The organism is Amycolatopsis sp. NPDC026612, from assembly GCF_040638285.1.
GTDB lineage: Bacteria > Actinomycetota > Actinomycetes > Mycobacteriales > Pseudonocardiaceae > Amycolatopsis.
In genome coordinates this window covers 48,042-59,173 of the sequence record NZ_JBEZYB010000048.1, presented here as the reverse complement: position 1 = coordinate 59,173, position 11,132 = coordinate 48,042, and the positions used below count along the sequence as shown (strand labels likewise).

At 70.6% G+C, this 11,132-nt stretch carries 7 protein-coding genes; 1 reads left to right on the top strand and 6 read right to left on the bottom strand.

The features are described 5' to 3' along the window. Nucleotides 1-49: 49 nt before the first annotated feature. On the bottom strand, nt 50-1,441 hold the full coding sequence (locus tag AB0F15_RS31790) for a class II 3-deoxy-7-phosphoheptulonate synthase (protein WP_360278354.1): 1,392 nt from the start codon (nt 1,439-1,441) through the stop codon (nt 50-52). A gap of 24 nt (nt 1,442-1,465) precedes the next feature. Here AB0F15_RS31790 and AB0F15_RS31785 point away from each other — a divergent pair, with 24 nt between their 5' ends. After that, a complete protein-coding gene (locus AB0F15_RS31785) occupies nt 1,466-2,062 on the top strand; it encodes a hypothetical protein (RefSeq protein WP_360278352.1) in 597 nt (198 codons plus the stop codon). Nucleotides 2,063-2,068: 6 nt separating this feature from the next. On the opposite strand, the gene AB0F15_RS31780 is transcribed toward AB0F15_RS31785, so the two are convergent. From AB0F15_RS31780 to gltB, 5 genes are all read right to left on the bottom strand, one after another. Further along, the gene (locus AB0F15_RS31780; RefSeq protein ID WP_360278350.1) at nt 2,069-2,374 is read right to left on the bottom strand and encodes a hypothetical protein; all 306 of its coding nucleotides are present in this window, start codon (nt 2,372-2,374) and stop codon (nt 2,069-2,071) included. A 50-nt stretch (nt 2,375-2,424) separates the two neighbouring features. Further along, nucleotides 2,425-3,825, bottom strand: coding sequence for an alpha/beta hydrolase (locus AB0F15_RS31775; RefSeq protein WP_360278347.1), 1,401 nt, complete (start codon nt 3,823-3,825; stop codon nt 2,425-2,427). Between the two features lie 82 nt (nt 3,826-3,907). Further along, a complete protein-coding gene (locus AB0F15_RS31770) occupies nt 3,908-4,795 on the bottom strand; it encodes a peptidase (RefSeq protein WP_360278345.1) in 888 nt (295 codons plus the stop codon). 161 nt (nt 4,796-4,956) lie between these two features. Beyond that, entirely contained in the window at nt 4,957-6,465 is a 1,509-nt protein-coding gene (locus AB0F15_RS31765; protein ID WP_360278342.1) for a glutamate synthase subunit beta, read from the bottom strand. Continuing rightward, complete coding sequence (gene gltB / locus AB0F15_RS31760) at nt 6,458-11,011, bottom strand: glutamate synthase large subunit (protein ID WP_360278339.1); 4,554 nt, start codon at nt 11,009-11,011, stop codon at nt 6,458-6,460. Before gltB ends, AB0F15_RS31765 begins: the two co-directional genes overlap by 8 nt. Nucleotides 11,012-11,132 lie beyond the last annotated feature (121 nt).

The window sequence follows — 11,132 nt, the reverse complement described above, 5'->3', positions numbered from 1 at the left end:
CGGTGCGTCTAACGCACCGAAGGCCACATTGGGGCGCTGGGGAGCCGGCTCAGCCGCGGAGCATCTCCGCGACCAGGAACGCCAGCTCCAGGGACTGCTGCGTGTTCAGCCGCGGGTCGCAGGCCGTCTCGTAGCGGCCCGACAGGTCGACGTCCGAGATCTCCTGGGCGCCGCCCAGGCACTCGGTGACGTCCTCGCCCGTCAGCTCCACGTGGATGCCGCCGGGGTAGGTGCCCAGCTGGTTGTGGACCTCGAAGAAGCCCTGGACCTCGTCGACGATGCGGTCGAAGTGGCGGGTCTTGTAGCCGGTCGACGACTCGTGGGTGTTGCCGTGCATCGGGTCGCACTGCCAGATGACCTTGTGCCCGGACGCTTCGACCTTTTCCACGATCGCCGGCAGCACCTCGCGGACCTTGCCGTTGCCCATCCGCGAGATGAGCGTCAACCGGCCCGGCTCGCAGCGCGGGTCGAGCCGCTCGACGTACTCGACGGCCATGTCGGGGGTGGTCGTCGGGCCGATCTTCAACCCGATCGGGTTGGACAGAAGCTCGGCGAACGCGATGTGCGCGCCGTCCAGCTGGCGGGTCCGCTCGCCGATCCAGAGGAAGTGCGACGACAGGTTGTACAGCTTCGGGTTCGCCGCGTCGGCGTTGTCGAGCCGCAGCATCGAGCGCTCGTAGTCGAGCAGCAGCGCCTCGTGGCTGGCGAAGATCTCGGTCGACTGCAGCGACGTGTCGGTGACCCCGCAGGCCGACATGAACCGCAGGCCGCGGTCGATCTCGTTGGCCAGCGCCTCGAAGCGCTGCGCCGCCGGCGACGCCGACACGAAGTCCTTGTTCCAGTCGTGCACCTGGTGCAGGTCGGCCATCCCGGCACCGGTGAGGGCGCGGACCAGGTTCATCGCGGCGCCCGCGTTCGCGTAGGCGCGGATCATCCGGCCGGGGTCGGGCACGCGCAGCTCGGGCTTGGCGACCAGCGAGTTGATGATGTCGCCGCGGTACACCGGCAGGCCCAGCGCGTCCGTCCCGGCGGACCGCGGCTTCGCGTACTGGCCGGCGATGCGGCCGACCTTGACCACCGGCAGGCTGGCGCCGTAGGTGAGCACGACCGCCATCTGCAGCAGCGTGCGCAGGTTGGCCCGGATGTGCGGCTCGGTGTTCGACTCGAACGTCTCCGCGCAGTCGCCGCCCTGCAGGAGGAAGGCCTCGCCGCGGGCGACCATGGCCAGCCGGCTCTTCAGCCGGTCGATCTCGGCCGGGACGGTGATCGGCGGCACGCTCTCCAGCACGCCGCGGACCCGCCGGGTCGCCTCGGGGTCGGGCCACTCCGGCTGCTGCGCGGCCGGCAGCGCCAGCGCCTCGTCGAGCCGCGCCCGCAGGTCGGGCGGCAGCGGCGGCAGCTCGGGCAGTGTGTCGACGGGGACGTCCACAGTCCAGTTCACACCGACCAGGATAAGGTTCGCGCCGTGCTCCGCTTCGCCCGGTTGGCCACCGAGGTCCTGGCCCCCTGGGTGTGGGTCCTCACCCTGCCCCTCGCCGTCGCCTGGGCCGCCACCGGACACCGGCCGCTCCCCACGCTGAGCTGGGGACTGCTGATCGCCGTCACCGGCTCCCTGATCCCCATGGCGGTGATCGTCCGCGGGGCGAAACAAGGCAAGTGGGACGGCCACCACGTGACGAACCGGACCGGACGCCGGGTCCCGCTGCTGGTGGCCGGGGTGTCCCTCGGCCTCGGCTTCGTCGTGCTGCTGGCCGGCGGCGCACCCGCACCGCTGGTCGCCCTCGCGGCGTCGATGCTGGCGAGCCTGGTGGTCGCGGTGGCGATCACGTTCGGCGCGAAGTTCAAGATCTCCCTGCACGCCGCGGTCGCCTCGGCCGCCGTCGTGGTGCTGGCGCTGACGTACGGCCCGTGGGCCCTGTTGCTGGTTTTGCCGGCCGCCTGGGTGGCGTGGTCGCGCGTCGCGCTGCGCGACCACACCACCCCGGAAGTGCTGGCCGGCCTGCTCATGGGCGTCGTCGTCGGCGGGGGCGGCTACTGGGCGCTGCTCACCGCCTTGACCTGAGGCCCCTCAGCAGGGCCGGCCGGACGCAAACGTCGCGAACACGTTGGCCCGTGAGAATCCCGGAATCCGCACCACGGCCCCGGTGTACTTCGGCTGAGTGTACAGGCACCAGGTGTCCTGGCTGCCGTTCTGTTCGGTGAACGCGATGAATGGTGGCGCGATCGACGGTGTCGGGATGGCCAGGCAGATCGAAGTGCCGTCCGTGCCGAGCAGCCGCAGGCTTTCCGGAATGCAGACCGGGTTCCCTCCGGACGCGGACGCCGAGGGCGCGGTCAGCAGAATCGCACCCAGCGCGGACACGGCGAAGAACACCATTCTTTTCATGATTTTTTCCCCTCATTCCCCCGAGGGGGAACGCCCCCTCAGCGACCAGATTGGCAGGATCCGTCGGTCGCGGGGAAGACCCCGTCACGCAAATAGCGCAGTACTGCCGCATTGCCGCAGGCGTTTCCCCGCGTGAAGACGCCGTGCCCGCCGTCGTCGACGGTTACCATCCGCGCGCGGGCCCCGAACGCCGCCCGGGTTTCCCGCGCTCCCGACAACGGGGTCGCCGGGTCGCGCAGGTTCTGCACCAGCAGCACGTTCGCCGGGCCGGGGCCGCCCACGCGCACCGGCGGTTCCGCGCGTTCGACCGGCCAGAACGCGCACGGGTTCACGTTCGCCGCGGCCGGGCCGAACATGGGGTGGCGCACCCGTTCGCGGTCGACCGCGCGCTGGTAGTAGCCGATCTGCCCGGGCCAGTCGGAGTCGTTGCAGAGCACCTGGAGCTGGAGGGCGGCGTGGTTGTCGCCGTCGAGCGGTCCGGCGGCGGCGCGTGCGGTATCCGCGGCGCCCGCCCATTCCCGGGCCAGCGCCGGGAAGAACGCGTCGTCGTAGAGCCCGTTCCACGTGTTCGCCCGGAACTCCGGTCCGCGGGCGGCGGCGAGCTCGGAGAACTTCGCCGTCACCGCCGCCGGTGTCCGCCCCAGGTGGTAGACGTCGTCGCGCTGGGCCGCCCACGCGGCGAAGTCCGGGAAGCGGTCGTCGAAGCCTTCGGCGAAGCGCTGGTTGGCGCGGACGTCGAGGCCGCCCGGGCCGAGAACGCTGTCGAGCACGATCCGGTCGCCGCGGCCAGGGAACATCGACGCGTAGGCGGCGCCGAGGTAGCTGCCGTACGACACGCCGTAGTAGGAGATCTTCTTCTCCCCCAGCGCTTCCCGGATCCGGTCGAGGTCGCGGGCGGTGTTCGCGGTCGTCATGTGCGGCAACAGGTCCTTTGTGGACGCGCTACCGCACTGCTCCGCCACGACCCGCGCTTTCGCCGCGGTGGCCACGACGTCGCGCGGGCCGTTCGCGTACGGGCCCAGGACCGCGCCGCGCTGCTCCGGCGTCAATTCGCACGTCACCGGGGTGCTGTAGGCGGTGCCGCGGGGGTCGAACCCGATGACGTCGTAGGCGTCCGGCAGGCCGGAGCCGCCCATCCGCTGCAGCAGCTGGGCGGGCATGGCGAGCCCGGGGCTTCCCGGTCCGCCGGGGTTCATCAGCAGCACGCCGCGGCGCTTGCCGGGGGTGCCCTGGTGGCGGGAGATCGTGAGCTCGATGGTGCGGTCCGGGTGCGCGTAGTCGAGCGGCACGCGCAGGGTGGCGCATTCGAGCCCGGCCGTCGGGGACGGGGCCATGCCGTAGTCCGGGCAGGGGGTCGTCCACCGCAGTCCCGGGGACGCGTGCGCCGGTGGCGCGGCGAGCAGGGGCAGGAACGCCAGCGCGATCAGGGTTTTTCGCATTCCCCGAGCCTGCCGCCACGGAAGCGCACGGACGTCGGCCCAGGGGCCGGAACCACCGCTCCGCCCCTGGGCTGACGAGGAGTCACGCGGCTTGCGCGCGGTTGTACAGGTTCTGCGCGTCGGTGCCGAAGTACGGCCCGAACATGTAGCCCGGCAGGAAGTTGTAGCCGAAGCTGTTCACCGAGGCCTGCACGCCGGCGCCGGTCGCTTCGTTGAAGGAGAGGAACCACGGCCCGCCGCTGGAGCCACCGGTCATGTTGCACTGCATGCCGTGGTCCTGGGTCAGCAGGAAGTCGGTGAACGTGGTACCGCTGCAGTAGATCAGCTTCGTGCCGTCGTAGGGCGCGGCGGCCGGGTAGCCGAAGGTGTACATGCTCTGGTTCTTCGGCTGGTTGAACGCGATCCCCTGGGCACCGACGACGTCGGTGAGCCGCTGCCCGTTCAGCGGGTTCACCACGGCCATGCCGACGTCGTAGTTGATGTCCTCACCGGCTTCCCACTGCGGGGTGGTGAGCGTGGTCTTCGCCGCCCACTGGCCGTAGGGGGCGTTGCCGTTGGTGTAGCCGGGCACGAACACCCACTGCGTGTGCCAGGTGCCCTGGTACTTCACGCAGTGCCCGGCGGTGACGACGACGCTGCCGTTGGCGCTGGTGACGGCGTCCCCCGAGCAGGACGCCTTCTGGCCGTTGAAGAGGAAGAACACGCGCCCGGCGGTCTGGGTGACCTTGCCACCGCCGGTCCAGGCCCCACCGCCGTTCGGAATGCTCCGGATGATCGCGGCCCGCCCTTTGGCCACATCCTTCGGCGCGACGGCCGGGGATTTGACGAGCGACTCCATCGGGACGGCCGCGCGCATGGCATCGGGCGTCCAGAAGGGTTTCGGCGCGGCCTGAGCGGGCGTACCGGCCAGGGCGAACGCGAGGGAAAGGACGGCGGTGACCACCGCGGCCCGGAGTTTCGTGTGCTTCAAGACGCCCCACCTTCCGCAGAAGTGAATCGTCGCAAAGGCGACACAACCCCTCGAAAGTAATTGGCCGCGTACGCACTGCACAGCCGCCGTCCGGCCTAACAGCCGTGAAGGCCCCCTTGAGGAAGTTCGACTTCCTCAAGAGGGCCTTCACGAACTCCTGATCAGACGACGGCGAGCGGCAGCGCGGTCGGGTGGACCGGAGCCGGGAGGTCCGACGCGCCGGTCAGGAACGCGTCGACCGCGTTGGCCACCGACCGGCCCTCCGCGATGGCCCACACCACCAGTGACGCGCCGCGGTGGGCGTCGCCGCAGACGAACACCCCGGGGGTCTCCGTCTGCCAGTCCGCGCCGCACGACAGGGTTCCGCGGCGGGTCAGGGACAGGCCGAGGCCGTCCAGCAGCGGCATCTCCTCGACGCCCTCGAAGCCGATCGCCAGCAATACCAGGTCCGCCGGGAGCGTCTCGACCTCGTCGTTCACCGGGATCACCTCGCGGCGGCCCGTGGCCGGGTCCTTCTGGACGCGGACCTGCTGCAGCTCCACCGCCGTGACGCGGCCCTCGTCGTTGCCGACGAACCGCTTCACCGCCACCGCGAACTTCCTCTCGCCCGCCTCCTCGTGCGCCGCGTACGTGCGCAGGATGTACGGCCAGGTCGGCCACGGCGACCGCTCGTCGTCACGGGTCGCCGGTGGCATCGAGTACTGGTCGAGCTGCGTCACCGACAGCGCGCCCTGGCGGGTGGCCGTGCCGTACGAGTCCGCGCCCGTGTCGCCGCCGCCGATGATCAGGACGTGCTTGCCCTTCGCGTCGATCGACGGCGGGCCGTCGCCTTCGACGAACTTGTTGGCCGGCACCAGGTGCTCCATCGCCAGGTGGACGCCGGCCAGTTCGCGGCCCGGCGTCGTCGTGTCGTCGCGGCCGCGCAACGCGCCGACCGCGAGCACGACGGCGTCGTACTGCGCCCGCAGGTCCTCCACCGACAGGTCGACGCCGACCTCGCAGCCGGTGACGAACCGGGTGCCCTCCTTGCGCAGCTGCGCAAGGCGCCGGTCGAGGACTTTCTTCTCCATTTTGAACTCGGGGATGCCGTAGCGCAGCAGGCCGCCGAGCCGGTCGTCGCGCTCGAAGACGGTGACCTCGTGCCCGGCACGGGTCAGCTGCTGCGCCGCGGCGAGCCCGGCCGGCCCGGAACCGACGATCGCGACCCGCCGTCCACTGGACACTTCGGACACCTGCGCCTGGACGTACCCCGCTTCCCAGGACTGGTCGGCGATCGTCTGCTCGACCCGCTTGATCGAGACCGGCCCGCCCGACAGCGGCGAGATCGACAGCACGCAACCCGCCTCGCACGGCGCCGGGCACAGCTTCCCGGTGAACTCGGGGAAGTTGTTGGTGGCGTGCAGCCGGTCGCTCGCCGCGGCCCAGTCACCGCGGCGGACCAGGTCGTTCCACTCCGGGATCAGGTTGCCCAGCGGGCAGCCCGAGCCGCCGGAGTGGCAGAACGGGATGCCGCAGTCCATGCACCGCGACGCCTGCTTGCGCACCTTTTCGTTGCGCTCGCCCGGGTCGACGTCCGCGTAGACCTCGCCCCACGAGGACAGCCGTTCCTCTGTGGACTTCTTCTTCGGCTCTTCGCGCTCGTACTTGAGAAAACCGGTCGGATCAGCCACGAGCGGCCTCCATGATCGCCTCGTCGACGTCGCGGCCGGCGGCGCGCGCCGCCTTCGCCGCGTCCAGGACCCGCTGGTAGTCGCGCGGCATCACCTTCGTGAACGCCACGGAGCGGCGCGGCCAGTCGCCGAGCAGCGAGGCCGCCACCGCGGAGCGGGTGAGATCGTAGTGCTGCTGCACCGTTTTCTTGAGCCACGCCAGGTCGTCGGCGGTCGGGCGCAGGAGGTCCACCATGTCCTGGTTGACCTTCTTCGCGTCGACGTCGAGGACGAAGGCGATGCCGCCGGACATGCCGGCCGCCAGGTTGCGCCCGGTCGGGCCGAGCACCACCGCGCGGCCGCCGGTCATGTACTCGAAGGCGTGGTCGCCGACGCCCTCGGCGACGACCGTGGCGCCGGAGTTGCGGACGCAGAAGCGTTCGCCGACCTGGCCGCGCAGGAAGATCTCGCCGCCGGTGGCGCCGTAGGCGATGGTGTTGCCCGCGATCGTCTGCGCCTCGGCGGCGAAGGACGCCTCCGGGTCGGGGCGGACGACGATCCGGCCGCCGGAAAGACCCTTGCCGACGTAGTCGTTCGCGTCGCCGACCATGTCGAGGGTGATGCCGCGCGGCAGGAACGCGCCGAGCGACTGGCCCGCGGAGCCGGTGAGCGTGACGTTGATGGTGCCCTCGGGCAGGCCGTCCCCGCCGTAGCGGCGGGTGATCTCCGAGCCGAGCAGCGTGCCGACCGTCCGGTTGACGTTGCGCACCGGGAGCTCGATGTTCACGTGGTGCGCGTCTTCCAGGGCCGCCTCGGCGAGCTGGATGAGCGTGCGGTCCAGGGCGTGCTCGAGGCCGTGGTCCTGGCCGCGGGTGCGCCGCTTGGCGCCGCCGTACGGGGTTTCCTTCGGCATCTCGAAGATCGGCGCCAGGTCGAGCCCGGACGCCTTCCAGTGGTCGACGGCCTCGTCGGTGTTCAGCAGCTCGGCGTGGCCGATGGCCTCGTCGAGGGTGCGGAAGCCCAGTGCCGCCAGCGTTTCCCGGACCTCTTCGGCGACGAACTTGAAGAAGTTCACCACGTGCTCGACCTGGCCGGTGTAGCGCTTGCGCAGTTCGGGGCTCTGCGTGGCGACGCCGACCGGACAGGTGTCGAGGTGGCAGACGCGCATCATGATGCAGCCCGCGACGACGAGTGGAGCCGTCGCGAAGCCGTACTCCTCGGCGCCCAGCAGCGCCGCGATGACGACGTCGCGCCCGGTCTTCATGGCGCCGTCCACCTGCACGGTGATCCGGTCACGCAGGCCGTTGAGCAGCAACGTCTGCTGGGTCTCGGCGAGGCCGATCTCCCACGGCGTGCCCGCGTGCTTGAGCGAGTTCATCGGGGACGCGCCGGTGCCGCCGTCGTGGCCGGAGATGAGCACGACGTCCGCGTGCGCCTTGGACACCCCCGCTGCGACCGTGCCGACGCCGAGCGAGGACACCAGCTTCACGTGGATGCGGGCGTGCTCGTTGGCGTTCTTGAGGTCGTGGATCAGCTGGGCCAGGTCCTCGATGGAGTAGATGTCGTGGTGCGGCGGCGGCGAAATCAGCCCCACGCCCGGCGTCGAGTGCCGGGTGCGCGCGATCCACGGGTACACCTTGTTCGGCGGCAGCTGGCCGCCTTCACCGGGCTTCGCGCCCTGCGCCATCTTGATCTGGATGTCGTCGGCGTTGACGAGGTACTCGCTCGTGACGCCGAACCGGCCCGACGCGACCTGCTTGATCGCGCTGCGTCGTTCGGGGTCGTAGAGCCGCTCCGGGTCCTCGCCGCCTTCGCCGGTGTTGGACCGGCCGCCGATGCGGTTCATCGCGATGGCCAGGGTTTCGTGCGCCTCGGCCGAGATCGAGCCGTAGGACATCGCGCCGGTGTTGAAGCGCTTGAAGATCGCCTCGGCGGGCTCGACCTCGTCGAGCGGCACCGGCTCGCGGACGCCGTCGCGGAAGGCGAACAGCCCGCGCAGCGTGCCGCCCTCGCGGTAGAGGCGGTGCACCTCGTCGGTGTACTTGCGGTAGACCTCTTCGCGGCCGGTCTTGGACGCGTGCTGCAGCAGGAACACCGTCTCCGGCGTGAACAGGTGCAGTTCGCCCTCGCGGCGGTAGGCGTACTCGCCGCCCGTGTCGAGTCCACGGTGGACGCGGTCGGTCGGGTTGTCCGGGTACGCCCGGCGGTGCCGCGTCGCGACCTCTTCGGCGAGCACCTCGAGACCGACGCCGCCGAGCTTCGACGACGTCCCGGTGAAGTACTCGTCGAGCAGGACCTGGCTCAGGCCGAGGGATTCGAAGGCCTGGGCGGCGGTGTAGGCGCCGACCGTGGAGATGCCCATCTTGGACATGATCTTCAGGACGCCCTTGACCAGCGCGTACACGTAGCTGCGGATCGCCTTGGCCGGTTCGATGCCGGTGACCGCGCCCTGCCCGATCATGTCCTCGATGGTTTCGAAGGCCAGGTACGGGTTGACCGCGGCGGCGCCGTAGCCGAGCAGCAGCGCGATGTGGTGCACCTCGCGCGCGTCGCCGGATTCGACGACCAGCGCGACGCGCAGGCGTTCCTTGGTGCGGACCAGGTGGTGGTGCACCGCGGAAACCAGCAGCAGTGACGGGATCGGCGCCATCCGGTGGTCGGAGTCGCGGTCGGAGAGCACGAGTGTGCGCGCGCCGGCCGCGATCGCCTCGGACGCCTCACGCCGGACGCGCTCGATGGCGGACGCCAGCGCCGCGGCCCCACCGTCCACTTCGTACAGTCCGGAAAGGACACTGCACGCGAAGCCGGGGAGGTCGCCGTCGTCGTTGATGTGGATGAGCTTGGCGAGCTCGTCGTTGTCGATGACCGGGTACGGCAGCTTGAGGTGACGGCAGGACGCCGGGCCGGGGGCCAGGAGGTTGCGCTCCGGGCCCATGATCCGCGCCATGCAGGTGACGAGCTCTTCGCGGATCGCGTCCAGCGGCGGGTTGGTCACCTGGGCGAAGTTCTGCTTGAAGTAGTCGTAGAGCAGCCGGGACCGCTTCGACAGCACCGCGGGCGGGGTGTCGGAGCCCATGGAGCCGATCGGCTCGGCGCCGTTGGTGGCCATCGGCGCGAGCAGGATCTTGAGCTCTTCTTCGGTGTAGCCGAAGGAAAGCTGGCGCCGCAGCACGGAGTCGTGGCTCTGCACGATGTGGTCGCGGTCGGGCAGCTCGGCGATCTTGAGCAGGCCCGCGTGCAGCCACGAGTCGTAGGGCAGCTCGGCGGCCAGCTCGGACTTGACCTCTTCGTCGTCCACGATCCGGCCGGCCTCGGTGTCGACCAGGAACATCTTGCCGGGCTTGAGCCTGCCCTTGGCGACGACGTCCTTCGGAGCGACGTCCAAGACGCCGGCCTCGCTGGCGAGCACGACGCGGTCGTCGGCCGTGCGCCACCAGCGCGCCGGGCGCAGGCCGTTGCGGTCCAGGACCGCCCCGACGAGGCTGCCGTCGGTGAAGGTGACGCAGGCGGGCCCGTCCCACGGTTCCATCAGGCTGGCGTGGAACTGGTAGAAGGCGCGGCGCTCGGGCTTCATCGTGGCGTGGTTCTCCCACGCCTCCGGGATCATCATCAGCACCGCGTGCGGCAGCGACCGGCCGCCCAGGTGCAGCAGCTCGAGGACCTCGTCGAAGGACGCGGAGTCCGACGCCTCCGGCGAGCAGATCGGGAAGAGCCGGGACAGGTCGCCGGGGATGACGTCGGATTCCAGCAGCGCCTCGCGGGCCCGCATGCGGTTGCGGTTGCCGCGGATGGTGTTGATCTCGCCGTTGTGGGCCACGAACCGGAACGGGTGCGCCAGCGGCCACGACGGGAAGGTGTTGGTGGAGAAGCGGGAGTGCACCAGCGCGATGGCGCTTTCCAGCCGCTCGTCACGCAGGTCGGCGAAGAACGCGGGCAGCTGCTCCGGCGTCACCATGCCCTTGTAGACGATCGTCCGCGAGGACAGCGACGGGAAGTAGGTGCCGCAGCCGGCGTTCGCGCTCTCGTTCTCGACGCGCTTGCGCAGGCAGAAGGCGAGCCTGTCCAGCTCCACCCCCGATTTTCCGTCACCCGTCACGAAGAGCATGGCGAAGTGCGGCATGACCGAGCGGGCGGTCGGGCCGATGTCGGCGCGGTCGGCGTCGACCGGCACCTCGCGCCAGCCGAGGATCTCGAGGCCCTCTTCGACGGCGATGCGTTCGGCGAGCCCGACGGCCTTGCGGCGCTCCTCGGCGTCTTCGGGCAGGAAAGCGAGGCCGGCGGCGTAGGTGTGGTGGCCGTACTCGTCGGGTTCGGGCAGGGCGAAGCCGGCTTCGGCGCGCAGCAGCGCGTCGGGCAGCTGCAGGAGGATGCCGGCACCGTCGCCGCTGGTGGGTTCCGCGCCGGCAGCGCCGCGGTGGTCGAGGTTGGTCAGCGCGGCCAGGCCGTCGGTGACGATGCCGTGGGAGCGCCGCCCGCGGATGTCGGCCACCATGGCCACCCCGCAGGAGTCCTGTTCGGTCTCCGGATCGTAGAGACCCTGCTTGCCGGGAATGGCGGAGAAGATCATGAAGGGACCTCCTTCGTCGTCTTGTCGTGCGGGGCCGGGCTACCGGCCGGGGAGCGCACGGGACGACGATGGCCCGCTTGTTAGCGCGACTTTAACACCTGGGAAACAGGCCAGCAGCTCT